A 26,360-nucleotide genomic window follows, 5' to 3' on the forward strand; every position below is an offset into this window, starting at 1 on the left:
CGCGCCGGCCACAGACCTCTTCATCGAGGTTACATTTTGGTAAAAAGCACTCTGCCATGCAAGAAATCGCCCGTCATTACCAGCGAAAAGCCACAGGACAACGGTGGTTTATCCACAATTTTGCCACGGGAAACGCCGAGGGGGAATGTCAGGAAAACACACAGAGCATGCAGGGAAACCGCCCACAGGCTCCCGTTTAAGCCAAGCGCCGCACCATGGCCTCGTTGGCCGCCAGCTCCGCCGCATCGTCAAGCGGTGCCAGCGACGGCAGCGGCACACCCGTGCGAGCAGTCCGGCGCTCCAGGGCATGGGCGAGCAACCAATCGGCCACCGCGGGGTTCTTCGAAAGCAGCGGGCCATGGGAATAGGTGCCCACCACATTGCGGTAGCGCACGCCTTCCACGCCGTCATCGTCATTGTTGCCGAAACCCGCTTTGCCCACGATGCGGCCAAAGGGCTGGACACCCTCATCCAAGTAGGTGCGACCCGCATGGTTTTCATAGCCGATAACGGGCCGTTCTGTCAGGGGAGTCTCCAGCATCAGGTTGCCGATCAGACGGTTGGCCGACGTACCCGGGCGGCGCGTTTCCATGCCGATGATGCCAAGGCCGGGAACCAGTTCGTCGCCCCAAAGCCATTGGCGGCCGAGAATCTGATAACCACCGCAGATAGCCAGCAGCGGACCGTCGGCTTCCACATAGGCGGCCAAGTCGGCGGCCATGCCCAGCAGCTGCTCGCTGGCCAGCTTCTGCTCGCGGTCGGGGCCACCGCCCATGAACACCAGGTCCACTTCAGAGAAGTCCACCGACTCGCCGTAGGACACCCGCCGCACTTCCACAGGAATACCGCGCCAGCGCAGCCGCTGCTCCAGAATGCGCACGTTGCCTCCGTCGCCGTAGAGGTTCAGCAGATCGGGCAGCATATGAGCAATGACAACAGGGGTCTCGCCGGGGGTGGAAGCGGAAGCAGGATCCTTCGACTCCGCGCCTTCGGCGCTGCGCTCAGGACGACACGGCGAGGACGACGCGGCAGCACCGTCGGCATGGGCCGGCGCGGCGGAGACGCGGGACGCCGCATCGCCGGCGGCCATAGCGTTCAGGGCGCTGTGCACCGGCGGCAGTGCCGTGTAGTTCGCAATGGCGTACACAGCAGCCTCGACCGGCAGCCTCCCCTCGGCGATAAGGCCGTCCATGCGGGCGAAAGCGTCCCCGATACCATCCACCACCTCGGCGTTGATGCCCGCGTACTTCAGCCGTACGGCCACATCGTGAGCGCGCGTGCCCCCGGCGAACACCACGGTGTTCAGCTGACCGGCCAGCTCCTCGAAATCGATATCCCAAATCCAGGAGATGTCACGACCGTCCACGGCGTTGTCGTTCACGAAGAACGCCACCATCTTGGGCCCCTCATCCACCTCCACAATCTTCAGGTTCTGGTTGAAGCCCGTGGGGTTCTTCGCCAGGTTCAGCAGTACCTTGTGGCCGCCAATGGCGTAGTGCTGTAGACGCCCGTTCTGCGGATCGAAATCGTCCACCACCCGCTGAAGCACCGGCGTGGGAATGCCGGCTTCGCGGCAGGCGGCATAGGCGGCAATGAGGTTGTAGGCCGCATAGGGGGTGGCCTGGGGCGTGTGCAGCGGCTCGCAGGCCGTCGGCCCGCACGCCTCCATGGTCACGCCATCGGCGTTCAGGGCGATGGAGCGACCGACATAGGCCAGCGACGGGCGGGCGAAATCGCACTGCTCGCAGTAGTAGTCGCCCAGCTGGCCGTACTGGCGGAATCGGTACTGCACCATGCCGTCGCACTGCTGGCACATCTGGGCGTCGGTCACCGTGTTCTGGGCAAGCCCCATAGATTCGGCCAGGCCGAAGGCCACGCTGTGGTTTTGAACGGCCGCGGCAATGGCGGCGCACAGCGGATCGTCGCCGTTGTAGATGAGCACCGTGTCGGGCGATGCCGTCAGCGCGCCGGCGATGGACTCCTGGATGCGATCGATTTCCCCGCAGCGATCGAGCTGGTCGCGAAACAGATTCAGCAGCAACACATAGGTGGCCTGCAGCGAGGGCAGCACCCGGGCCAGAGACAATTCGTCGCACTCGATAATGCCCCACTGGGGATGCTTTGCCTGCAGAAGCGCCGAGGACACCCCGGCCACCAAGTTAGCGCCCGTGCGGTTGCACGCCACCGTGCAACCAGCGGCCTCGAAAGCGTCGGCGAGAATGTTGTTCGTCGAGGTTTTGCCGTTGGTGCCCACGGTGATGAGCATGCCCTCGGTGCAGCGGCCACGCAGGTCGCGCAGCAGGGAAGGGTCCACCTTCAGGGCCATCTTCCCCGGCAGGCTGGCTGCAGGGCGGTGAGCCACATGCTTCAAGCCCCACGTTGTCACGCCTCCGACGGCCTTCGCCAAAGTGAATCGCACGCTCATGCCCGTACCTCAACGTCAAATCGGGAGGGCGACAGCGCCCCCTCTGCGGTTTCCATGGCGACCAGTATACCGTGGCCCCTCCCCTCGCCCCAGCGTGCCCACGGCCTCTCCAAATTCGCTTCGTAGCCCGCGCGGGATGAGGGCAACCCTTATCTGGAGGGTAACGTTTCTCCGTCTGGGCCCTTTCCGATGGACGACGCGGCCCTTCAACCAAGACAGCGTCCCGTACGCTAGGGAAAATGCCTGCAGCCAATGGCGACGCGAAGGGAGGTGCCCGGTGACTATCGCGCAGATTGTCTCCATCGCCGTGTTCCTGGGCGTGCTGGCCCTCGTCGTTTCCGAGAAGGTGAACCGCGCGCTGGCTGCCCTCACCGGAGCTGTGCTGCTGCTCGCCCTGCATGTGGTGCCCTTCGACGCGGCCATGGGCCACGTGGACCTGAACACTCTCGGCGTGCTTCTGGGCATGATGCTGTTCGTGGCCGTGGTGAAGCGCTCGGGTGTCTTCGAGTACCTGGCCATCCGCTGCGCACGGCTCGCCCAAGGGCATCCGCGGCGCATCATGGCCCTGTTCATGGTACTGACGGCCTGCCTGTCGGCCTTTCTGGACAACGTGACCACCGTGCTGTTGGTGGGCCCGGTCACACTGACGTTGTGCCGGCTTCTGAACCTGCACCCCGTACCGTTCTTCCTGGCGGAGATCCTGTCGTCGAACATCGGCGGCACGGCCACCCTCATCGGCGACCCGCCTAACATCATGATCGGCTCCGCATCGAAACTCACCTTCGCCGATTTCCTCGGGATGAACGGCCCCGCTGTGGCCCTGGCGCTGGCGGCGGTCATGATCGTGTTCTATCTCATGTACGGCCGCGCCATGGAAAAATGCCCACGCAACCCCAACGTTGTGATGGAGCTGAACCCGGCCGACTACATCAAAGACCGGCGGCTCCTGCGGCTGTCAGTGGGACTCACGATGCTTGTGGTGCTTGGTTTCGTGTTCCATGGTGCATTGGGATTGGAATCCTGCGTCGTCGCCCTGGGCGCTGCCGCCGCCATCTTGCTGCTGTCGCGTACGAGCATCGAGGAGGCCTTGGGGCAGGTGGAATGGGTGACGCTCGCCTTCTTCACGGGGCTGTTCGTCGTAGTAGGGGCGCTCACGGAAACCGGCGTGATCGCCATGGTGGCCCAGGGCATCATGGGCGCAACGGGCGGCAACGTGTTCGCCACCATGCTCGTGCTGCTGGTCGGATCGGCCCTGGTGTCGGCGTTTCTGGACAACATTCCCTTCGTGGCTACGATGATCCCCATCTTGCTGTCGCTGCAGGCCAGCGGCATGGACGTGACGCCCCTGTGGTGGGCCGTGTCGCTCGGCGCGTGCCTCGGCGGCAACGGCTCCATCATCGGCGCGAGTGCCAACGTGGTGCTGGCCGATATCAGCAAGCAGAACGGGCATCCCATCACCTTTGCCCAGTTCTTCCGCGTGGGCTTCCCCTGCATGCTGCTCACCGTGGGAATCGCCGCCGTCTACCTTATGGTGCGCTTCCCGATGTGAGGCAGCCGAAATCCCCCGGCGCGAGTGGACATGATTCCGAACCGCTGACCCACGCATTACGAGTGCGTAAGTCAGTTGTGGTTTCTCCTTGCGCCCCGTGCGCGCATTCGCTATACTTAGCAGCCGCTTCTGAAAGAAGCGCTTCGCCAACGTGGCTCAGCTGGTAGAGCAACGCACTCGTAATGCGTAGGTCAGCGGTTCGAATCCGCTCGTTGGCTCCAGGAACTAAAGCCCCGCTTATCGCGGGGCTTTTTCATTTCGGAAACGCCGCTCCTCAAAAACGCGAACGGGAATCGGCGACGGCAGGACCGGAGCGCACAATGAGAGCGCTACACTACAGAGCATCGAAGCCGACGCTACGAACCCGAACGAGGAAATCCATGAGCAAGCACGAGAGCCATTCGCACCCCGCGACAAATCGCGCCGCAACCGCCACCTCCGCCGCAATCGCGACGCCGGCCACAACCGCCGCCATCCCCGCCACCTTCACCGAGCCCGAGGCCATCGAGGTGCGCGGAGCGCGGGTGCACAACTTGAAGAACCTCTCGCTTGACGTGCCGCTGCGCCAGCTGGTGGGCATCGCGGGCGTGTCGGGATCGGGCAAGAGCTCGCTGGCGCTGGGCGTGCTGTACGCCGAGGGAAGCCGTCGCTACCTGGAGGCGCTTTCCACTTACACCCGCCGCCGCATCTCGCAGAGCGGCCGCGCCGCCGTGGACGAGGTGCTGCACGTGCCGGCGGCCCTGGCCCTGCGCCAACGGCCCGGCGTGCCCGGCGTGCATTCCACCTTCGGCACCTCCACCGAGCTTTTGAATCACCTGAGGCTCATGTTCTCGCGCCTGGCCTCGCACCGCTGTCCCCACGGGCACGCGAACCCGCCTACCCTGAACGTGGCCCTGGAGCAGCCCATCACCTGCTGCGTGTGCGGCGAGGAGTTCTACGGCCCCGGTGCCGAGGAGATGGCCTTCAACAGCGGCGGCGCCTGCCAGACATGCGGCGGCACCGGCGTGGTGCGCACCATCGACGAGTCCACCCTCATACCCGACCCCACGCTCACCCTGGACGAGGGCGCCGTGGCCCCGTGGCGCCAGCTCATGTGGTCGCTCATGGCCCAGGTGGCCGGCGAGATGGGCGTGCGCACCGATGTGCCCTACCAGGACCTCACCGACGAGGAGAAGGAGATCGTGCTGCACGGGCCCATGGAGAAGCGGCACATCCTGTACGTACCGAAGAACAAGGACAGCGCCACTGAGCTGGACTTCACTTACTACAGCGCCGTGAACACCGTGAAGAACGCCCTTTCGAAGGTAAAGGATGAGAAGGGCATGGCCCGCGTGGCGAAGTTCCTCTGCGAGTCCCCATGCCCCGCCTGCCACGGCACGCGCCTGTCCGAGAAGGTGCGCGGCAGCGAGATAGACGGCCTGAACCTGGCCCAGGTCACCGCCTTCACCTTGGACGAGCTGCGCGACTGGCTGCCCACCGTGGCCCCGTGGCTGCCCGCCGACATGCGGCCAATGTGCGATTCCATCACCGCCGAGATGACCGAGCCCATCCAACGCTTGGAACAGCTGGGGCTGGGGTATCTGGCCCTCGACCGCGCAAGCGATACGCTCTCCAACGGCGAGCGCCAGCGCGTGGCCCTCACGCGCGCGGTGCGCAGCCGCACCACCGGCGTGCTCTACGTGCTGGACGAGCCCTCCATCGGACTGCACCCCGCCAACGTAGAGGGGCTTCTGGGCGTGATGGACGACCTGCTGGCCGACGGGAACTCCGTGGTGATGGTAGACCACGACGTGGCCGTGCTGCGCCACGCGAACCATCTTATCGAGATAGGCCCCGGGTCGGGCGCCGACGGCGGTCGCGTGATCGCCCAAGGATCGGTGGCCGACGTGGAGGCGAACCCCGCAAGCCGCATCGGGCCGTTTTTGGCGGGCACGGCGAAGGTGCGCGTGCGCACGCCCGTGGCGGCGGAGCACCTGTTCGACGAGGGGGTCATTCGCCTAAAGACCGGCGCTATCCACACCGTGCATCCGCTGGAGGTGCGCATTCCCAAGGGGCGCCTCACCGTGGTGACCGGCGTGTCCGGCTCAGGAAAGACGACCCTTGTGCTGGAAAGCCTGGTGGCGGGGTTGAAGGCCGCCACCGCGGGAACGCACCCGCCCGCCCATGTGCACGACCTGGATGCCCCGGGCATCGCGCGAGTCGACCTGGTGGACGCCACGCCCATCGGCGTGAACGTGCGCTCCACCGTGGGCACCTACTCCGGCGTGCTGGACGATCTGCGCCGCGAGTTCGCCAAGCTGCCCGAGGCGAAAGAGCGCGGCCTGAAAGCGGGCGCGTTCTCCTACAACACGGGAAGCCTGCGCTGCCCCACCTGCGATGGCACCGGCCAGATCTCGCTGGACGTGCAGTTCCTGCCCGACGTGGACATCCCCTGCCCCGACTGCCGCGGCTCCCGCTACAGCAAGGACGCCTACGCCATCCAAATGGCCATCGACGGCGAGGTGACCCTTTCCGCCGATGCCGAAAGGGAGCGCACCGCGTCCCACGAGACTTCGCATGAATCGGGCACAGCGCGACATCAGCACGCCGACGACTTCGAAAGCGTGCACACGCTATCGCTGCCGGAAGTGCTTACGCTTACGGTTGACCAGGCGCTTGTGGCTCTCGCCCATCTGAAGAAAGTGCGCGGGAAGCTGGAAATCCTCAGCAACTTAGGGCTCGGGTACCTCACGCTCGGCGAGGCCACGCCGGCGCTTTCCGGCGGCGAGGCTCAGCGCCTGAAGCTCGCCAGCGAGATGCGCCGCAACCAGGACGACACCCTCTTCGTCTTCGACGAGCCCACCATCGGCCTGCACCCGCTGGACGTGGAGACCCTCATCGGCGTGCTGCAGAACCTCATCGAGCACGGCGCCACCGTGGTGGTCATCGAGCACGACCTGGACATGATCGCCAACGCCGACTACCTCATCGACATGGGCCCCGGCGGCGGCGAGCAGGGCGGCCGCATCGTTGTGGAGGGGACCCCCGCCCAGGTAGCCGCCTGCCCCGAGAGCATCACCGGCCGCTACCTGGCCCGCGAGCTGGAAGCCTAGCGCGAAGAGTCGCAGGATCGCAAACGCCGGCCTGCGACTCTTCGCGCGCCGGCTGCCCGGCGTATCGCGTACCCCGATGTCGTAATAAAACGCGCTCATTCCTGATTTTTCGAGAAAATGTCGTAATAAACTCCCCGTTTCTTACGACATTTCGTATCATACGAGAAAAACTGGTACCTTTTATTACGACATCGGAAAGACGGGCCTGCTGATGTTGAGCACTTCATTTCCCTCCAGCGACTACCGCGAGGAAATCGCGCAAGTCGAATCTCTCGCCGCCACGTGGCGGCGGCAGCGCAGGCCCATCGCGAGTCTCGAGGCCTTGCGTTCCTACGAGGAGGACTTTCTCGTGCGCATGGCCTACAACTCGAACGCCATCGAGGGATCGACTCTCACGCTCGCGGAAACGGAAATCATCTACGAAGGCGAGTTCGTCCCCGGCAAGCCCGGCCGCGAGCAGATAGCGGCACGCGGCATTTTCGAAGGCCACGACTTTCTCTCGCGTTGTAGCGCCGAGAGGCATCCTTTCGACAAGAACCTTATCCTAGATACCCACGAGCGATGCGCTCTCGACCTTCAGCCCGCCGCCCGCGGCATCTACCGCAATGCGCCGGCCATCATACGGGCATCGCGGACAACCCCCACCTCTCCTTTGCGCATCCGTGAGGAAGTGGACGATCTGCTCTTTCACTTCAATCGTCTGATTCAGGAGGGCAGCCCCCTTCTGGCCTGTGCGTGGTTCCATGCCGCCTTCGAGGCCATCCACCCCTTCGCCGACGGCAACGGGCGCACAGGACGCTTGCTGCTGAACGCCCAGCTAGAGTCTTTCAAATTCGCCCCAGTCGCCATCAAGGCATCCCACGCCCTGGAGTACAAGGAGTCCCTGGAGCGCTGGCAGGCCGACGGCGACGATGCCCCGTTCGTGCACCTGCTGCTCGCCTGCGAAACCGAAGAGCTCGAGAAACGCCTGCAGTTCCTCGCGCAGTTTCCTGCAGACGCGAAGAGCCATGCACCGCTCGACGCACACGTTCTCGAGTTGCTGCAGGCAAATCCTTCCTCGTCGGCACGCGAACTTGCGGACTCGCTGGACGTGTCCACGCGCCACATCCAGCGCATCATGAAGCAGCTCCAGGAAGATGGCAAGCTTCACCACACCGGCCCCCGAAAAGGCGGCCGCTGGGAGGTCGTCGGCGATCTCACCCCCGATCTGCCCCTAGCTTAGCCGCCGTATGGCCTCATTGAACGAGGCGGTACTCAACGTGGCGTGTCACCGCATCGCCACACGCACATGAGGGCCTGAAGCCCTACCGCGTCGCCTTCAGCTGGGCGAGCACCTTGCGGGCCGCATTCAGGTTCGCCTCGATGTCGGCGCCGACCACGTCCAGGTTCTCGGCGGCCGCAAAGCGGGTCTCGGGAATGCCGAACATACCGGCAATGCCGCAGAGGTACTCGTAGCCGTAGTTCATGGACTCCACCGCGCCGCCGCCCGTGGTGATATAGGTGAGGTGCTTCGCGCGACACAGGCCCTCGCAGCGGCCCTCCTCGGTGTAGTGGAAGGTGACGCCCATGACCGCCGCGTGCTCGATGTACACCTTCAGCGCCGCCGGGAACGACAGGTCCCAGTAGGGCGCGCCGATGACGATCTCATCGGCCTCGGCGAAGTCCTTCCCGATATCGAACATGGGGTCGTCGAACAGGCCCTTCGCCTCCAGCTGGGCGCGGTAGGCAGCCGAATCGCCGTAGTAGGGCTCCAGGCGCAGCTCGGACAGGTTCACTTCCTTCACGTCCTCGATGCCTTCCAGATACTCGCGGCACAGCGTGAGCGTGCGGGACTCATCGCCTCGCAGACACGCATTCACGAACAGAACGGTCATGACGTTCCTCCTTTTCCGAAATCCACCCCATTGTAGCGCCGCGAAACGCAGCAGCCTTCGGCGACAACCACACCGCACCGCAAATGAACGCAACGGGGCAGCCCCCAGGCGCCCAGCACCCCAGTCGAAGCGTTCGCATGCCACGCAATCACCGCCCAACCGTCGCGCTCGCCGCACCCATTGCGGAAAATTCGCACAGCCAGACAATATACAGAACGGGGAGCCCGCTGCGGGCTCCCCGTCTACAGCGCGCTCTCGATGGGAGGGGGACCGAGGCGCTACGATAAAGACACTACGCGCTTCTAGGCTTCTTCGAATGTAATTTTCTCGCCCTTCGCCAGCGCCTCGCCGAGCACGCGCCCGAACGTAATGGCACGCCCGTGGCTGATGCCAGGAGTCAGCAGCGGATAGTCGCAGGCAAAGAAGTTGCCACACGTGTTGCCAGCCGCGTACAGGCCGGCGATGGGGCTATCGTCTGCGTCGCACACCTGCAGCTGATCGTTGCAGTTGAGGCCAAACTGAATCGTCATGGTGATAGCCGTGACCTTCGTGGCATAGAACGGCGGTGTCACGATGCTCGACTTCATCCATTTATCTTCCTTGCCGAAGTCGCGGTCATGCCCCTCGGCACACAACATGTTGTAGCGCTCAACGGTAGCCAGAAACGTGTCCGTGTCCTTAATGCCGAGCTGCACCGCCAAATCTTCCAGCGTGTCGGCCTTCCACATAACGCCCTCCTCCACGCCAGCTTCGATGGCGGCGGGAGTATTCTCGTCCACAATGATGCCCTTGTTGCTGCGGTTCGTTCCCAGCATATCGAGCACCTTCGCCTCATAGTCGTCGTCGAAAATCGACCAGGCAATGGCTCCCGGCTGCATCATCATGCCGTTGGAGTTGGAAATCTCGTTGGGCGTCTCGTCCACGAAACGACGGCCATCGCGATTCACCATCAGCCAACCGATATCCTGGCAAGACAGCACTTGGCCGGGACCGGCCACCGCGTGGGTCATAGGGGCGGCGGGGCCATGCTGGAAGTCGGCGCCGCACCACAGAGCCATCTGATGGCCCAATGCGTCGTTGCAGCCATCGGGCATGTAGAAAATGCCGTCGGAGCGCAAAGACACCGGTGAAAACGTCTCCACCATCTCTTCGTTACCGCCGATGTCCCCCGTGCACAGCACCACGCCCTTGCCAGCATTGTACTGACGATAGGCATCGTCTTCGCCCTTGGCAATAACCCCCACAACCCGGCCGGAATCATCCTGCACGAGCTGCTCGGCGCACGTGTTGAAGACGAACTGAGCTCCCGCCTCCTCGGCCTGCTTGAGAAAGGCGCTGCCCAACAGGTCGTTGGCCGCGCGACCATCCTCGAGATTCATGCTCGCCTCTGCCGCGCCCGCGGGCTTCCAGCTATGCGCTGTGGGATACTGACGGAAGAACAGCTCTGCGTCTTCCAGATCGCCGCGCGAGCCCACACCGGGAACCACTTCAGCGCCATTGGCCTCAAGAAGGTCGATAACCTCGTCGAATACCGCTCCAGACCGATAGATCCATAACTTGTACAAGTTCTCGTTAATGAGCATCTTCGACCACTGGGAGGCGTATTTCAAAAGCTCGGTCGGATCGATGTCCATGCCATGCTCCTTTTGGAACTTCGACCCCACAGCGCCATTATCGGCACCACGAACCGAATAGGTATTTGAGCGCTCGAGAACAACGACCTTGGCTCCGTTGAGAGCAGCGGCCGCAGCCGTGTTCAAGCCGGCCATGCCTGCGCCCACCACCACGATATCGGCGTCGACCGTTTCGGCGATATCGGCAATGGGCTCGGGTTTGGCCTCCCAGGAATGCTTGACCGTGGTCGTCCCTCCGTTCCCACTCGATCCCGATGTGGAAGACAGGGACTCGCTGGGAGCGCTCGGGGCGCAACTGGCCATACCGGCAGCAGCCGCAATGCCAGCGACACCCACGCCCGCGAGGAACTGCCGCCGAGACACCCCTTGCTGATACTGAGTCATAAGAATCACCTTTCCCGTAGTTGCAGGGGCATTCGTAAAATACGAACGCCATCCTTCTGGATGTCCGCATAGTAGCGAATGCGAAATGGGGGCAACTACACCCAAAAGCGGGGTGATCCCCCCCCCCGAACGATATGGCAAGACTTGCTTACAGAGGTGATTCGGCCGCGTGCCATGCTTCGAAGGCGTCTATCAATTCCTGACGGCCATGCACATTGCATTTGCGGTAAATGCTTTGGATGTAGCCCTTCACCGTCGACGGAGCTAAGCTGATTTCCTGTGCAATATAGGTATGCGTACGCCCCGCCACCAGCAAAGCGAAAACTTCCGATTCGCGTTTGCTGAAATCGTGGGCATCGGCAAAGCCACGCACCCATGCTTCAACCGAACGCTCTGCCGAACGGGATCCTGCCGGCGCCTCACGCTCCAAGAGAACCTTCCCGCTCGCTACATTCTGAATTCGCTTGCGCATTATGAGAACCAGTCCCATGGCAAACAGATACGCCGAAAGAAAGGCGATGAGCATCAACTGCATGGTTCCGAACTGGCTGCGAACGTACACCGATACCGAGAGGAACACCGCGAACAGGGTGCTAAAACAAAGTATGCCCCGGGAGATTCCGTACACGGCGTAGGCAGGAACCCGTTCTGCCTGGATGACCTCAACGGCATAGTACAGATAGTACATAGTCGTGAGGAAGTAAGCGGGGCTTACAAACCCATTCAGGAAAACGGCGTAGTTGGGCTCCGCAAAGGGAAGGAGCAGCAACCCCAGGGATGCCACAGCAAACACGCCCAGGTACACGTTGTCGAATGTCACCTTGCGACGAACCGCGAGCGCCAGCACACAGGCGATGAGGCCCGCGCCGGCAGCCCCCATAGGAGTAAACAGATGCTCGGCGCCTCGGGAAAACGGCACCGTCAGGGCGACCTGCCCGATAAGGCCAAACACAATACCGCAAATCACGGCGCAGAGCAGCACCGGCGCCAGCAAGATAGCAGCGCGCCCCTTGGACTGCGGCAAGGATTCTTCAGTTCTCGCGCAAGCTGCCGTCTCCTCTCTGCAAGCATATTGCAAGCAGAAGGAAGCGCCCAGGGGAAGCGCCAAGAGCACGAAAAAAGCCAACGCGTCAGGAAGCGCAACGACGAGGAAATATAAGATCGCGCCAACAGCAAGCCCCACGGGCATGCGTCGCCGCGCCTTTTCCAAGGAACCGTCGGCAAAATAGCGATCCCATGCAAGGGAAAGACCCGCATCTCCCAGTCCGCCCAGAACGCCTCCAGCTGCGAGCATCACAGTGCGGCTATCTTCGGGCGCAAATACCGACAACCATCCCAAGGCCATGCCAGAGGCGAGCACGACCCCCGCCGGCCAACCAGGCCTCGCGTTAGGCACCGCCTGGATTCTCAGAGAGAGAAAGCCCACAACGAGAAGCGTAGTGCCGTACGTCACCATCATCGCCATATTGAGTGGGTTGTTCGCCGTCGGGCCGTTGACCACCAGACCGAAAAGCGGGTAGTCGAAGGTCGCCACCAATCGCGTGGCCCATAGGAAGGCGTAGCCGATAAACCACGGTACGTAAGCCGATATGCGCTTGCCTTCCACGAGCTCCCTCCCAAAAAACGGTGACCCAATAATAGCGCAAACGCAAACCTTCAACCCTGACCGCAAGCCCAACCATCCATTTTGGAGGGTATTTTCCATCCCCTTGGAAGCTAACGAAGCCCTGTGGAAAACCCTAACCTGGAGACATTGGTCGCGAAAAACAGGGAGGAACCATGGGGAAATGCACGGGGCTCGATCGCAAGCTTTCCAACGCAGGCGGAAACGCGATGCTCAAAGGTCGTCGCAGAGAGGTGGCCTGGCACCTCTCTCAAGGCGCGAGCTATGCGGTCGTCGCCAAGCTCCTTTACCTTTCACCGGAGACGGTGCGAGGCTATGCGCGGGAGATTTATGAAAGAGCAGGGGTGTCCTCGCGGCGCGAGTATCTTAATTTCTTCCACGCCGATACCCTCGCCTCGAACCCAACGCTTCGAGGGCTTTCTCAGCGTGAAGCGCAAGTGGCGAACTGCCTCGCAGCCGGCATGACTCGAAGCCAAACTGGCACTCACCTCGGACTGTCGAGCGAAACCGTGAAGTCCTACGCCCGTTCGATCTTCAACAAGCTCGGCGTAAGCTCGCGCGACGATCTCTACCTTCTCACCCATAGCAGCTAATCTCAATTCCAAGGGGCACGAGGCAACCGATGTGCACCGCCGCGAGGTTTTTCTCTTGTTGCACTTGCGCGGGACAAAGCCGACTCCCTTATAATGGGGAAACATCGCGTGGGAGGACTTCGGAAGGCGGTGAGTCGGTGACGGTTGCCCATTACACGCTCATGAACAAGAACACGCCCGTGCTGTCGTTCGATTACGACCTGGACGACCACAAGGCCGTGCGCATTCGCGAGGTGCTCGCGCTCGAAGCGGCGCCTTTCGGCCTTACCGACCGCCACGGCGACATCTCGAAGGCCGAGCTGAACTACTGGTGGCGTCACCGCGCCATTCCCGCTTCTCGCGCGCAGATCAAGCGTCTTCTGGAGAACCTGCAGCTAGAAAGCACGCTCGTGCTGGCCGAGAAGAGCTTCGGCCTGTCGCTTTCCGATTGCTATTGGCTGAACGACGAGAACGACCCGAAATCCTGGGACGCCATCAACTTCTTCGACAACGACTTCACCGATGACCTGGGATTTCTCACCCTCGGCCAGGATTCGGCGGGGTCTTCCCCCGACGCGCCCGACTACCGCACGGTGAGTCTGTCCTCCCCCAACAGCACCCTGGGCGGCGATTTGCTGAAGAAGTGGAAAATCATAGGCGGCGAGCGGGTGCTGCTGAAGTCGGGCGTGGGCCTGGCGAACCAGGAGCCCTACAACGAGGTGGCCGCTACGGCGCTGCATCGTCGGCTCATGGAGCCCGGGGAGTTCGTCCCCTACACGCTGTTCGAAGATCAGCGACGCACCTACTCCGCCTGCCCGAACCTGCTGGGGCCCGACGAGGAGCTCGCGGCCGCCTGGGATGTCATCCGCAACGTGAAACAGCCGAACAACTTGTCCGACCTGAGCTTCTACGTGAAGCGCCTGGAAGATCTGGGGCTTGATGCCGATGCCGTCATGACCTCGCTGGCCAAGATGTTCGCCGGCGACTTCGTGCTGGCCAACCGCGACCGCCACTACCGCAACTTCGGCATCATCCGCAACGTGGAGACACTCGAGGTGACGGGCATCGCGCCGGTGTTCGACTCCGGCTCGTGTCTGTGGTCGAACGCGGAGCTTCTGGAAGTTCCCGGCGACTTTTTGTACATGGCCAAGCCCTTCAAGATGAACGGCATGAAACCGGACGCGCAGCTGCGCCTGTTCGAAGGTTACTTCGACTGGTATGACCCCGCCATGCTGGACGGCTATCCCGAGGAAGTGGCCGCTATCCTCGCGAAGAACCCCAACATCCCCGAGCGCCGCATCGCCACCATCGTCGATGCCGTGCGCAAGAAGATAGAGCTGCTCGATCGCATCGCACGGTAGAAAGGACTTCCATGGAAAACTTCGAATTCGTCTCCCCCACCCACTTCGTGTTCGGCCGCGGTGCGGAAGAGCAGGTCGGCGCCAAGCTGGCCGAGGCCGGCGCCAAGCGCGTGCTCGTGCACTTCGGCGGCGAGAGCGCGCGTCGTTCGGGCCTCATCGACCGCGTGGGCGCCTCGCTGGACGCGGCGGGCATCGAGCACATCGAGCTGGGCGGCGTGCGTCCCAACCCCGAGATCACGCTGGTGCGCGAGGGCGTGCAGCTGTGCAAGGAGGGCGACGTGGACTGGATCCTCGCCGTGGGCGGCGGATCGGTCATCGACTCGGCGAAGGCCATTGCTAACGGCGCCTGTGTCGATTGCGACGTGTGGGAGCTCTTCGAAACCAAAGCGCTCGATCACGACGTGCTGCCCATCGCCGTGGTGCTCACCATTCCGGCCGCCGGTTCCGAGGCCTCCAAGAACACCGTAGTCTCCAACGACGAGCTGGGCCGCAAGACCGGCTACGCCAACAACGCCCAGCGCCCGAAGTTCGCCTTCATGAACCCCGAGCTCACCTTCACCCTGCCGCCCTTCCAAACGGCTGCGGGCCTCACCGACATGTACTGCCACCTGCTCGAGCGCTTCTTCGACGATGTGGGCGCCGTGCCCGTGACCGACAACCTGAACCTGTCGCTCATGAACACCATCCGCGCCGAGGCGCCCCGCGTGCTGGCCGACCCCGACAACTACGACGCCCGCGCCAACATCATGTGGACCGGCATGCTCTGCCACCAGGGACTCGCCGGCGTGGGCCGTCACGAGGACTGGGCCACCCACGGGCTGGAACACGAGCTGTCGGCCCTGGACCCGGCCATCACCCACGGCGCGGGCCTGGCCGTCATGTTCCCTGCCTGGATGGAATACGTGTACGGCGAGAACCCCGCCCGCTTCGCCTTCTACGGCCAGGCAGTGTTCGGCCTCACCCCCACCGGCGACGTGGAGGCCGACGCGCTTTCCGCCATCGACGAGACGCGCGCCTTCTTCGCGAGCCTGGGGATGCCCACCACGCTCGCCGAGCTGGGCGTTGATGCGGCCGACATCCCGAAGATGCTGCCCACGCTCGCCCAGAACAAGGGCGTCCCCTTCGGCAGCTTCAAAAGGCTCACCTTGGAAGACGCCGCGGAAATCTACAAGCTGGCGCTGTAGGGCAGCGAGCAGCATAGGGGTTGGGCAGTGCACGTTCTCTCGGTCTCGGATTTTCATCCGAGACCGTTTTGTCGTCCGAACCCGTTTTTCTGTGGCGAAAATCACGTTTGTTAGCATGCAAAGATGGCACGGCGCAACGCATGGGGCGCACCTCACTAGGAAATGCCTGGTGGCGCCATGTCGTGCAACGCCGAGACCGGCTATAGGCATACCCGTAGTGCTAACAAACGCAATGTGTTGGCGGAAATTCCGCCCCTACTCCGTAACGGAGCAGGGGCGGTTTGCTTACAGGCCGCAAAACAGAGGAGGGGGCGAAAACGGGCACCCCATAATGGACGTCGCACGACCTTCCATGGATCGATCGTGCTGCCATGCACCCATCCAAGGAGGTATTCCTATGGAAATCGTCATCAAGCGCGTGTACGAACCCTACGAGGAAAGCGACGGCTACCGGGTGCTCGTCGATAGGCTCTGGCCGCGCGGACTCACCAAGGAGCGCGTGCACTACGACGAGTGGGCGAAGTTCCTGGCGCCCTCCACCGAGCTGCGCAAGGCCTTCGGCCACGACCCCGCCCACTGGGACCTGTTCCAGCAGAAGTACGTGGCCGAGCTGAACGCGAACCCCGAGGCGCTGGCCTTCGCGAAGAAGATCGCGAGCCCCACGCTGGCGGCCTACCCGCGCGTCACGCTGCTGTACGCCGCCCGCAACGAGAAGGAGAACGAGGCCGTCGTGCTCGCCCAGTGGCTTCCCCAGCACGAGTAGAGAACAGGCAATCCCCCCCGTATTGAGCAGAGTAGGTCGAGAGCGGCCCGGGGTGTCCCGCGCGCAGGTGCGAAAGCGTTCGGAACAGTCCAGTGGACAGTTCCGCCGAGCGAGCCATTGCTTGAGCACGGGACACCCCGGGCCGCTCTCGACCGGACAGACGCCTTAATCCAAGATGGGCAGGGCGCGTGCGGGCGATTGGGGCGAGCTGACAGCCTAGTCCGCGATAGGCAGATTCGTCACTTCCGCTTCCAAAGGCAGCGGCACGTCGTCAGCCTCGGCTTCAGCGGCCAGGCCGCCGTCCCACGCCTCTTCCTTACCCGGCAGCACAATGTTCAGCACAATGCCCACGATAGAGCCCACGGCCAGGCCCGACAGCGCGATGGTCACGCCGCCCACCTCGAAGGTGATGGCGCCGGCCGCGCTGTAGGCGATGCCGAGCGACAGCACCAGGATGAGTGCCGTGATAAGCACGTTGCGGCTCATCATGAAGTCCACGTGGTTCTCCACCAGATTGCGAATTCCCACCGCCGAGATCATGCCATACAGCACCAGCGACACGCCGCCGATAACACAGGCCGGCATGCAGGAGATGACCGCTGCGAACTTCGGGCAGAACGAGAACAGAATGGCGAAGCAGGCCGCGATGCGCACCACGCGCGGGTCGAAGACGCGGGTCAGCGCCAGCACGCCGGTGTTCTCGCCGTAGGTGGTGTTGGCCGGCGCGCCGAAGAGCGACGCTAGCATAGTAGCCAAGCCGTCACCGAGCAGCGTGCGGTGCAGACCCGGCTCGGCGATGAAGTTGCGGTTGCAGGTGGAGCTGATGGCCGACATATCGCCGATGTGCTCGATGATGGTGGCAAAGGCCAGCGGCATGATGGTAATGATGGCGGTAATAGCCAGGCCGGCGTCGAATTGCGGGCCGAACAGCGCGAACACCGTGTTGTCCCAGAGCACCGGCAGGCCCACCCACGAGGCCTCGGCCACAGGCGTGAAGTCCACGAGCCCCGCCACGGCGGCCACCACGTAGGAGCCGATGACGCCGAACAGGATGGGGATGATGCGGATCATGCCGCGGCCCCAGATGTTGCTGATGACGATGATGGCGATGGCCACGAGCGCCACCGGCCAGTTAGTCTCGCAGTTCGCGATGGCCGACGAGGCCAGGATGAGCCCGATGCAGATAACGATGGGGCCGGTGACCACGGGCGGGAAGAAGCGCATGATGCGCCGCGGCCCGAACACCTTGAACAGCGCCGAGATGACGAGGTACAGAAGGCCCGCGCAGGCAACGCCCAAGCACGCGTAGGGCAGAAGATGCGCCTCGCCGTTGGGGGCTATGGCCGCGTACCCGGCAATGAACGCAAAGGACGAGCCGAGGAACGCCGGCACCTTCCCCTTCGAGAGGAAGTGGAACAGCAGGGTGCCGAGACCGGCGAACAAAAGGGTTGCCGAAACCGACAACCCTGTGAGCGTAGGCACGAGAATGGTGGCACCGAACATGGCGAACATGTGCTGGATGCCGAAGACGGTCATCTTCGGGGCGCCGAGCTTTCGGGCATCGTAGACGGCATCGGGGGCATCGGCGGCGCCCATGGTGGGCACGGTTTTGGTATCGCTCACGGAAAACCTCTCATCGTTGCGGCGGACAGATGGCCGCCCGCAAGCCCGCGCTCCGTTCGAGCTGCCGCGCGCGCCGCGCATCAGCCCGAATGCGGCCGCCCTGCGAGCCGACCTCGCCTATTATGGCACGGCCCCCGCCGCCATCCCGTTTCGCCTCCGCGAGGGGCCGAAACGCCCCGCAAGCTGCTGAGCATCCGCACAAAACGGACTCGCTCCCGCGAATGGGGAAGAAAATGACGGTTTTCGTAGTCCGACCGCAGCTCACCAGACTTCCTGCCGGACGTTTCCCCAGGTGAGGCTTTCTCCGCTCACGCTGCATCGCCGACAGCACTACGAAAACCGTCATTTTCTTCCCAAAAAAGCCGTCTTAGGGAATCAGGTCGTAGGGCATCTCCCTTTTCACCAGGTAGAAGATGAGCAGCAGCGGAATGAGCCACGGCCATACCCACAGAGCCACCACCAGCGTGGCACTGCGAGCAATGTAGAACAGCACGCGACACCAAAACGTGCGCGGATGCGTCTCGAAGGTCATGCGCACGAAGGAGCCGCCTGGCGTAGACCCGTCGCGGAGCCACGGGATGACAAGCTCCACGAGAACGAGGGCCGCAAGGCCGCAAAAGCCCATCACCGCCTCGGACGTCTGAGCTGCCGTGAGCCCCGGCAGCTGCAGGGCCGCCGCGTCCGTCGCTTCCAGCCCGAGCGCCACCACCCCGTAGGGCACCACCGTGGCGAATCCCACGATCATGAGGTCGATCCACAGGGCCACGCAGCGACGCACAAAGCCCGGACGATCGGTGGGCTCGGCATCGGCCAGCTGGCCCGGCGGCGCCACGCGGGCCAGCAGCCACGTGCAAAGCCAGCCGAGCGCCGCACCCAGGGTATTGGCGATGGCGTCGTCCACATCGCAGCAGCGGTAGGCGTACGGGTACAGCCCAAAGAATCCCGTGAACTGGGCCGATTCGATGAGCACGGACGTGGCGCACCCCAGCAGCACCGCCGGCAGAAGGCTCCAGCGCAGCAGACGGCCCGCAATAAACCCTAGGGGCACAAAAAACACCAGGTTGAACAGCAGCTGGAACACCGCTTTCAGACCGTCCTTCTGGATATCGCCCACAAAAGCCAGCGGGTTGAAATTTGCCGGCACACCGTACGTGATACCCAAACCCGTATCGCCCGACGGCAATGGGTACAGCGTGAAACACCCAAGCCCCAGCACATACAGCACTGCCAAATACGTGCCCACAAACGACCCGAAGCGTAGCCGGCCGTCGCGATGGTACAGGTAGGCCAAAATAGGCAGCGTCAGCAAGAGCGAAACGAGCGGCCACAAGATGAGTGCCGCTGCGAAGTTATCGCTATAGCTTCCCAAAAAACGCTTAATGGCTCCCACAGCCGCTCCTTTCCTCTTTCAGCGCCCAGCATAACGGGGCCGCGAGCGCGGCGCAGCAAAGGTGACAGCATGGTAAGGGAAGTGATTGGAGGCCGTAAGGCACCCCGCCGTGTACAAAATTACGCTCGTGATGCAAGGGACGCCCCTTGAGACCGCTTGGTCACGGCTACGAACCGCTTTTCTTCGGCTGTGATGCAATTGGCGGAGCGATAGCGACCATCATCGCGCGAAATCTTCGATCAGGTGCATCATAGTCGAAGAAAAGCGGCAATTTCCCTAGAGGAGTTCCGCAAAAACCATCGCCCGTGCATCACAACCGCACTTTTGGCGACGTTTGCCCGCCTTCGAGGGTCGTGCTATGCTGAGTTCTTTCTCCGACCAGCTGAAACACACCAACGAGGAGAACCATATGAACATCACCGTGTACTGCGGGTCGAACTTCGGCGACGACCCGCGTTTCGAAGAGGCCGCCCGCGCGCTGGGCGCCTGGATCGCCCGAGCCGGGCACACCCTCGTCTACGGCGGAAGCTCCGTGGGGCTCATGGGCACCGTGTCGCGAGCAGTCATCGAAGGCGGCGCGCCTGTTATCGGCGTGGAGCCCGCGTTCTTTATCGAGGCCGGCGTGGCCCAGCACGACCTGACCGATCTTATCGTGTGCGACACCATGGGCGAGCGCAAAGCCAAGATGATCGAGCTGGGAAACGTGTTCGTGGCGCTGCCCGGCGGCGTGGGCACCCTGGAGGAGATTTCCGAGATCATCACCCGCGTGCGGCTCGATCTGGGGCCACACGAGTGTTTTCTGCTGAACATCGACGGCTTCTACGACCCCTTGGCCGCCTTCCTCGCGTCCATGGTCGACCACCGCTTCTTCGACCAGTGCGACCTGGACCGCTGCCATTTCCCGCGCACCGTGGAAGAGCTAGAGCACCTGGTGGCCACCGCTGACGAGCGCTCGGCGCTGCGTTGCGACGGCCCGCTGCTTCTGCAGAAAGCCGGGTAGTTTTCCCAAGTCCAAACCTGCTCGCCAACCGCCAAGCGGTCGGCAGCCCGTCTGGAACGCTGCGCGCCCTCTAGCCGATAACCGTCAGATGGAAGCGCGCCTTGCCCGCCTCCTTTGCCTGGTAAAGCGTGCTGTCGGCTACGGCATACAGCTCTTCGAAGGGCATGGGCGGCGTCACACAGCATGCTGCGCCAATGCTGATGGAAGGCGTCGCGCGCGTCGGGCCGTCTTCGGCACGCGGAGGATCGTCAGTCGACCGCTGCGTGGCAAAGGGCCCGCGTGCCAAATGTCCCAGCACGCGATCGGCCGCCGGGCCCGCCCCCAAGCCGGGCGCGAAAATAAGGAACTCGTCGCCGCCGATGCGGGCCACGATATCTTCCTTGCGCATCACTTGCGACAGGAAGAACGCCAGCTCCTTCAGCACGGCATCGCCCTCCAAATGACCGTAGGTATCGTTCACGGACTTGAAGTCGTCCACATCCACCACCACGAGCGTGCAGGGGCGACTCTCGCTCGCCAGCAACGTTTCAATGCGGTCGAGCGCTGCTGCTCGATTGTACAAGCCGGTCAGACTGTCGCGCTCGGCCTTGCGACGGAACTGGCTCTCGCGCTGGGCAGCCTCACTCGTGTCCAGCAAACGGCCCACATGACGCACCGGGCCGCCGTCCTCGCCGTATAAGACCACCGACTGATAGCGATACCACACCGGCTCACCATCGGGGCCAGGCGTGGACGTCTCGAAATCGACCAGGGAGTTCTCGCCGATCTGCTCCATCAGAGGCGAAAGGTCGTGAGAGGTTATATCTAGGCTGCAGGGCTTCTGGCAGCGCCGATGCACCACGAAGTCGGTCTGCTCGGGAGCGCGGCCGAAACGGCCTTCGAAATCGCCGTACACGTGAGCGTTACCCGTCGCGCACTGAATGTCGAACAACACGTCGTTGGAAAGCGCCGTGATGATCTCCAGCCGCTCGTTAGCCCGGCGCAGCTCTTTCTCGTGGTTCACCTGGTCCGTCACGTCCATGACGGTGACGTAGAACCACGGCGTGCCCGAGGCGTCCTGCACCAAACGGCCCCAGTCTTCCACCCAGCGCACCGTGCCATCGGCGCGCACGATGCGATAGCGTACCCGATCGTTGTCGCCAAGGGCGATCTGGTCGGCAATCTCACGCTCCACGCGCTCGCGATCGTCGGGATGCACGATGCCCGCAAACGTGCCTCCGGTAAGGGTGCGAAACGCATCGTAATCCTCGCAGCCGAACAGGCGAATCAGGCCCGAGCTGACGCAGTCCAACGTGTCGTCGCCCTCGGCCGAATAGCGGAACATGGCACCGGGGAAATTGTCGAGGAACTGCCAGGCAACATCGGCAACCATTGTGGGGGCGTCTTCAGCCTCAGGCTCGGCAACGGCGCTCGCGGAGGAAACGGTCGGCGGAGCGTCATTGCCCTCGCGCGTTTCTCTCCGATGAAAAATGTTGCCGAAAGACGCCATGTCGCTCCCTCTTCTCCTCTTGGATTTGAACGTTGGCACGATGAATGTTGACGCTGCAACATAATCCCCAATGATAGCACTTACCAGCAGGGATTACGCGTGAATCGAGCGAATGAGTTTCCCGCTTTGCCCCTCGCCTGCGTTGCTACGCTTGAAGCAACTTCTCCACCCGCGAGGCGGGCACCGCCCCCACAATCTCGCCGACGGGCACGCCGCCGCGGAACAGCACCAGCGACGGCACGCTCACCACGCCGAACGCCCAGGCGATATCGGGATAAGCGGCCGCATCCAGCTTCGCGAAGACCACCTCGGGATGGCGCTCGGCCACCGCCTCCAGCACCGGCTCCATGGCCCGGCACGGGCCGCAACCGGGGCTCCAGAAGTCCACAAGTACCGCACCGGGCACATCGGTCACCCGGGCATCGAAGTTCTCCTTCGTCAGTTCCAGCATAGGCGCTCCCTCATCGGCCGCGGCATCGCCAAAGTGCGCTCGCTCTGCGGCGCGTCAACGCTTTCAGTATATCGGGCTACGACCCCGTGCCACTCCCCGCACCCCAGCTGTAGCCAGTTTGACAGCCGCAAAGCCCTCACCTACACTAGGCGGACATTGGAATCGACCAAGGCTGGGTGTTTTGATGGCCGGAATGCTGGCGCTGTAACAGAACCCTCTCAGAGCTGAGAGCACGGTTGCCCATCGCGGGCAACTTCTTGTTGCGCCGTTTTGCAACCTGAAATCGCTGGCGCAACCCCTTCCGCAACCGCACCCTGAAGATGTCCGCGCACGCGCGCGACGCATCTGCACCCTTGAAGGAGATTTCCATGACCGAACAATTCCCCCATACTCGCAGCGATAACGTCACGCAGCGCCCCGCTGAGGCCGGCGGCGCTCCTGCGCCCGAGCCCGCATCCACGTTGAGCGCCGCCGGCCTGCCACTGCCAAAAAACTGGCTCGCCGTCATCGCGTTCATCTGGGCCGGCCAAGCCGTTTCCATGATCACGAGCTACGCCGCCGGCTACGCGGTGGTGTGGTACGTGACCGAGTCCACGGGGAGCGCTCTGGCGCTAGCCGTCATGAACATTGCCGTCATGCTGCCCATCGGCCTCATCTCGCCTTTCGGGGGCGTAGTGGCCGACAAGCACAACCGCAAGCTCATCATGATTGCCGCCGATGGGGCCGTGGGCGTAATCTCACTCGTGGCGGCCCTGCTCATCCTGGCCGGCGACGTGTCCATTCCGCTGCTTCTCGCCGTCTGCGTGGCCCGCGCGGTGGGGCAGGCCTTCCACAGCCCGGCCATGATGGCGGCCATGCCCATGCTCGTACCCGACAAGCACCTTCTGCGCATCAACACCCTGGACCAGCTGCTGGCGTCGGTCGCCTCCATCGGGGCGCCGGCCTTCGGCATCTTCCTGTACACCACCCTCGGGTTCTCGTCGGTGATGTTCCTCGACTTCGCCGGCGCCTGCGTGGCCATTCTGGGCCTGGCCCTAGCGAAGATCCCCACTGTGGTAGACGCCTCGGCGGAAACGCAGCACGTGCTGGCAAACCTGGCGGACGGCTGGCGCGCCATCGCGAAGACGCGCGGGCTGGTGCTGCTGATTGCCGGCGTGACGGTGGGCATGATGATCTTCGGGCCGCTTTCGGCGGTGTGCCCGCTTATGACCTACGACTATTTCGGCGGCGACGGCTATGCGGCCTCCATCGTCGAAGGGGCCTTCGGCGTGGGCATGCTCGTGGGATCGGGCATCCTCATCGCCTGGGGCGGCGGCAAGCGCCTGGCGGGGCTCATCGCCGTGGCAGCCGTCATCGTGGGCGCGACTACGGCGGCCTGCGGGCTTCTGCCGTCCAGCGCCTTCCCGGCCTTCGTCGGGCTGATGGCCCTGATGGCCGTGGCCTGCGCCTGGTTCAACGGGCCCACCATGACGCTCACCCAGCGCAACGTGCCCGATGACAAGATGGGCCGCGCCATGGGCCTGCTCACCGCCGCCATGGGCCTTGCCACGCCCGTGGGCGTGGCCATCGGCGGCGTGCTGGCCGAGGTCATGGGCATTGCGCCGTTCTTCCTGGTAGACGGGCTGGCCTGTCTGGCGCTCGGCCTCGTGCTGTACCTGCCTAAGTCGGTGCGCGCCCTGGACGAGGGATAGCCGAGGAAGGCCCGACGCCCGCTCCCCCAGCAACCCGTGATTCGCGAACCTGCACTCATTGAGTGCAGGTTTTGCCAAAAAGCGCACTCATTAAGTGCGTTTTGCATGCTGAAGCATACATCGTGACGAAAACCTTGACGCACACAACTACACTCCAGCAAAAAGACTGCAGGGGGAGTTTGACAAGCGCCTGGTCAAGCTCATCGGCCAGACCAGGCAGGGAAAGATGTACGGCGACTGGGGCGACTGGGGCGACTTCGGGCGCCTCCTGTAGCGGGGGGCGTGTCAAATAACTGCAAGTTGATCGAAAGGTGCAAGGCAACGTGGAAATTCGAACAGTGACCGAGGACAAGAAGCGGTTTCTCCCGCTGCTGCTTCTGGCTGACGAGCAGGAAGACATGATAGACCGCTACCTGGAAAGCGGGACTATGTATGTCCTTGACGACGGCGGAGTGAAAGCGGTGTGCGTGACAACCGACGAAGGGAACGGCGTTCTCGAGATCAAGAACATCGCCACCGTGCCTGAGCATCAGGGCGAAGGATACGGGAAGGCCCTCATAGAATTCGTCGCGGAAAAGCACCGGGAAAGCTATTCCATTCTGCAGGTCGGAACAGGCGATAGCCCCGCCACCGTGCCCTTCTACGAGAGATGCGGGTTCGTTCGCAGCCACAGAGTCAAGGACTTCTTCACGGAAAACTACGACCATCCGATCATCGAATGCGGCGTCCAGCTAAAGGACATGGTCTACTTGCGAAGACCCCTGCAGTAGGCGCATGTGCACGTCTCTCGATGACGGCTCCCCAGCCAACGTGCAGCCAGTTTTTCGCAACGGGTTCGGCCCCCTAAAGAACACATTCCAGCTGGCAATCGAACGGCTCATCCTCAACATGCTTTTGGCTATAGACTTCTGCTTCGACGCAACCCATCGACTTGTAAAAAGCTTGGGTCTCGGCGGCCGAGTGCGCAGATATGTAGAGCTTCCCAGCCCCTCTCTCCCTGGCCCACTTCTTCGCCGCCAGAAAAAGCGTCCTGCCAACTCCATTGCCCCTCACGTCCTCCGACACGTGAATGCTGGAAAGGTCGCAATACCTCTGCTCGCCGCCAAACACCTCTGGCTCCACCGACACAAAACCCTTCAGCTTTCCGTCAAGAAAGGCCGCGCAAACGAGGCCTTCGGAGAGGACCGTGTTCCTCAGACAGGAAACCAATATCTGGTAATCCCCTTCCGTCCAATCGTCAACGAAGGGAGCGTCCTTGATTGCCCACTTGCCGTTCTCTTTGCGCCAACACTTCGTGACGACTTGGCGGCGAATAAAATCGTTGAACAACTCCCTGTTGATCTCCTCTGATTGCAAAGCTTTGTATTCCACCATTATTCTCCTCGCTACATTGATAAGATCGCCGGCTCCCTTGACCAGAGCTTCATTTTGCTAACACCAGGTCAACGCCAATTGTAAAGCACTTTTGACACCGTAAACAAATTCAAAGGGCCCGATGTAAAGCCATCTTGGTGGTATTTTCGAACGGCGAATGGAAACCTCGTCTCATGAAAGGAGACACCGATGGAGTTGCCAGAGCAGCTGAAAGCCAACCGCGAACGGCTCGGTCTTTCCCAGGAGGACGTCGCACATGAAATCTATGTGTCACGCCAGACGATGTCCAGCTGGGAAAACGGAAAGACCTACCCGGACGTGCAGAGCCTGCTTCTGCTCAGCCAGCTTTTCGGCGTCTCCATAGACGAACTCGTGAAAGGGGACGTGATTTCAATGAAGAACATGATAAGCAAGGACGCGGTGACGATGGAGCGGATGTCTATCGGTTCCGCTGCGCTCATCCTGATGGGAGTTGCCTGCATGGTTGGGCTCCACGCAGTTTGGCAAGACCCTACGCCAGTGCCGTACATGACGACGGGGTCTTTGGCGGGTATCGCAGCCATGGTCGTCTGCTGGATTCCCTCGCTCATGCTCTCTTCGAAGATCGAGCGAATAAAGAAGAGTCACAACCTTGTGACCTACCGCGAGATTAGCGCTTTCATGGACGGAGAAGAGGCCCCGGAGGACAGCAACGCGCTCTCGAGGCGAAAGCCCGTACTGTACTCTGCGGTACAAATCGCCTGTGGTGCCGGAGCCGGGCTGATCGTCGCGTTCGCATTAACTCTGCTCGTGAATGCATTGCGATAGCCCTCGAAAAGGCACTTAGACACTCCGTCGACGTTGTATGCGGCTGCGACTCCTTCTATCCGCGCGCCCAGCA

At 62.7% G+C, this 26,360-nt stretch carries 21 protein-coding genes and 1 tRNA gene; 12 read left to right on the forward strand and 10 right to left on the reverse strand.

The window, feature by feature from the left end; translation table 11 throughout:
* Positions 1-196 precede the first annotated feature (196 nt).
* Positions 197-2,425, reverse strand: coding sequence for a MurT ligase domain-containing protein (locus VIN30_RS00610; protein WP_338208430.1), 2,229 nt, complete (start codon positions 2,423-2,425; stop codon positions 197-199).
* 277 nt (positions 2,426-2,702) lie between these two features.
* Between VIN30_RS00610 and VIN30_RS00615 the strand changes: the two genes are divergently transcribed.
* From VIN30_RS00615 to VIN30_RS00630, 4 genes are all read left to right on the forward strand, one after another.
* A complete protein-coding gene (locus tag VIN30_RS00615) occupies positions 2,703-3,974 on the forward strand; it encodes an ArsB/NhaD family transporter (protein WP_338208432.1) in 1,272 nt (423 codons plus the stop codon).
* Between the two features lie 145 nt (positions 3,975-4,119).
* A tRNA-Thr gene (locus tag VIN30_RS00620) sits at positions 4,120-4,195 on the forward strand.
* 159 nt (positions 4,196-4,354) lie between these two features.
* A complete protein-coding gene (locus VIN30_RS00625; RefSeq protein WP_338208433.1) occupies positions 4,355-7,066 on the forward strand; it encodes an excinuclease ABC subunit UvrA in 2,712 nt (903 codons plus the stop codon).
* A 211-nt stretch (positions 7,067-7,277) separates the two neighbouring features.
* Positions 7,278-8,288: a Fic family protein gene (locus VIN30_RS00630; RefSeq protein WP_338208435.1), complete on the forward strand. Its 1,011-nt coding sequence runs from the start codon at positions 7,278-7,280 to the stop codon at positions 8,286-8,288.
* Positions 8,289-8,370: 82 nt separating this feature from the next.
* Here VIN30_RS00630 and VIN30_RS00635 read toward each other — a convergent pair whose 3' ends face one another.
* The 3 genes from VIN30_RS00635 to VIN30_RS00645 all read right to left on the reverse strand — a co-directional run bounded on the left by VIN30_RS00635 (position 8,371) and on the right by VIN30_RS00645 (position 12,564).
* Entirely contained in the window at positions 8,371-8,940 is a 570-nt protein-coding gene (locus tag VIN30_RS00635; RefSeq protein ID WP_338208437.1) for an NAD(P)H-dependent oxidoreductase, read from the reverse strand.
* 302 nt (positions 8,941-9,242) lie between these two features.
* Positions 9,243-10,958: an FAD-dependent oxidoreductase gene (locus VIN30_RS00640; protein ID WP_326425681.1), complete on the reverse strand. Its 1,716-nt coding sequence runs from the start codon at positions 10,956-10,958 to the stop codon at positions 9,243-9,245.
* A 148-nt stretch (positions 10,959-11,106) separates the two neighbouring features.
* Positions 11,107-12,564, reverse strand: a complete 1,458-nt coding sequence (locus VIN30_RS00645; protein WP_326425678.1) for a helix-turn-helix transcriptional regulator — start codon at positions 12,562-12,564, stop codon at positions 11,107-11,109.
* Positions 12,565-12,737: 173 nt separating this feature from the next.
* Between VIN30_RS00645 and VIN30_RS00650 the strand changes: the two genes are divergently transcribed.
* The 4 genes from VIN30_RS00650 to VIN30_RS00665 all read left to right on the forward strand — a co-directional run bounded on the left by VIN30_RS00650 (position 12,738) and on the right by VIN30_RS00665 (position 16,462).
* The gene (locus VIN30_RS00650; protein WP_338208440.1) at positions 12,738-13,175 is read left to right on the forward strand and encodes a helix-turn-helix transcriptional regulator; all 438 of its coding nucleotides are present in this window, start codon (positions 12,738-12,740) and stop codon (positions 13,173-13,175) included.
* Positions 13,176-13,312: 137 nt separating this feature from the next.
* Entirely contained in the window at positions 13,313-14,515 is a 1,203-nt protein-coding gene (locus tag VIN30_RS00655; RefSeq protein WP_326425673.1) for a HipA domain-containing protein, read from the forward strand.
* Between the two features lie 11 nt (positions 14,516-14,526).
* Positions 14,527-15,699, forward strand: a complete 1,173-nt coding sequence (locus tag VIN30_RS00660; RefSeq protein WP_326425672.1) for an iron-containing alcohol dehydrogenase — start codon at positions 14,527-14,529, stop codon at positions 15,697-15,699.
* Positions 15,700-16,096: 397 nt separating this feature from the next.
* Positions 16,097-16,462, forward strand: a complete 366-nt coding sequence (locus VIN30_RS00665) for a DUF488 domain-containing protein (protein ID WP_326425670.1) — start codon at positions 16,097-16,099, stop codon at positions 16,460-16,462.
* A gap of 216 nt (positions 16,463-16,678) precedes the next feature.
* Here the strand turns inward: VIN30_RS00665 and VIN30_RS00670 are convergent, their stop codons facing one another.
* Both VIN30_RS00670 and VIN30_RS00675 read right to left on the reverse strand, forming a co-directional pair.
* Positions 16,679-18,058 (reverse strand): uracil-xanthine permease family protein, encoded by a 1,380-nt coding sequence (locus VIN30_RS00670; protein WP_420915310.1) that lies wholly within the window; start codon positions 18,056-18,058, stop codon positions 16,679-16,681.
* A 394-nt stretch (positions 18,059-18,452) separates the two neighbouring features.
* Positions 18,453-19,475, reverse strand: coding sequence for a VanZ family protein (locus tag VIN30_RS00675; RefSeq protein ID WP_338208445.1), 1,023 nt, complete (start codon positions 19,473-19,475; stop codon positions 18,453-18,455).
* A gap of 358 nt (positions 19,476-19,833) precedes the next feature.
* Here VIN30_RS00675 and VIN30_RS00680 point away from each other — a divergent pair, with 358 nt between their 5' ends.
* The gene (locus tag VIN30_RS00680) at positions 19,834-20,475 is read left to right on the forward strand and encodes an LOG family protein (protein WP_338208447.1); all 642 of its coding nucleotides are present in this window, start codon (positions 19,834-19,836) and stop codon (positions 20,473-20,475) included.
* Positions 20,476-20,545: 70 nt separating this feature from the next.
* Here the strand turns inward: VIN30_RS00680 and VIN30_RS00685 are convergent, their stop codons facing one another.
* From VIN30_RS00685 to VIN30_RS00695, 3 genes are all read right to left on the reverse strand, one after another.
* On the reverse strand, positions 20,546-21,847 hold the full coding sequence (locus tag VIN30_RS00685; RefSeq protein ID WP_338208449.1) for a GGDEF domain-containing protein: 1,302 nt from the start codon (positions 21,845-21,847) through the stop codon (positions 20,546-20,548).
* 262 nt (positions 21,848-22,109) lie between these two features.
* Positions 22,110-22,415, reverse strand: a complete 306-nt coding sequence (locus tag VIN30_RS00690; protein WP_326425657.1) for a thioredoxin family protein — start codon at positions 22,413-22,415, stop codon at positions 22,110-22,112.
* Between the two features lie 145 nt (positions 22,416-22,560).
* Complete coding sequence (locus tag VIN30_RS00695) at positions 22,561-22,785, reverse strand: hypothetical protein (RefSeq protein WP_326425655.1); 225 nt, start codon at positions 22,783-22,785, stop codon at positions 22,561-22,563.
* On the opposite strand from VIN30_RS00695, the gene VIN30_RS00700 reads away from it, so the two are divergent.
* A complete protein-coding gene (locus VIN30_RS00700; RefSeq protein ID WP_338208452.1) occupies positions 22,784-24,106 on the forward strand; it encodes an MFS transporter in 1,323 nt (440 codons plus the stop codon). The genes VIN30_RS00695 and VIN30_RS00700 overlap by 2 nt on opposite strands.
* A gap of 323 nt (positions 24,107-24,429) precedes the next feature.
* Positions 24,430-24,876: a GNAT family N-acetyltransferase gene (locus tag VIN30_RS00705; protein ID WP_338208454.1), complete on the forward strand. Its 447-nt coding sequence runs from the start codon at positions 24,430-24,432 to the stop codon at positions 24,874-24,876.
* Between the two features lie 73 nt (positions 24,877-24,949).
* Here VIN30_RS00705 and VIN30_RS00710 read toward each other — a convergent pair whose 3' ends face one another.
* Complete coding sequence (locus VIN30_RS00710; protein ID WP_338208455.1) at positions 24,950-25,480, reverse strand: GNAT family N-acetyltransferase; 531 nt, start codon at positions 25,478-25,480, stop codon at positions 24,950-24,952.
* 189 nt (positions 25,481-25,669) lie between these two features.
* Between VIN30_RS00710 and VIN30_RS00715 the strand changes: the two genes are divergently transcribed.
* Positions 25,670-26,287, forward strand: a complete 618-nt coding sequence (locus VIN30_RS00715; RefSeq protein WP_338208457.1) for a helix-turn-helix transcriptional regulator — start codon at positions 25,670-25,672, stop codon at positions 26,285-26,287.
* Positions 26,288-26,360 lie beyond the last annotated feature (73 nt).

The organism is Adlercreutzia wanghongyangiae, assembly GCF_035989245.1.
Taxonomy (GTDB): Bacteria; Actinomycetota; Coriobacteriia; order Coriobacteriales; family Eggerthellaceae; genus Adlercreutzia; species Adlercreutzia wanghongyangiae.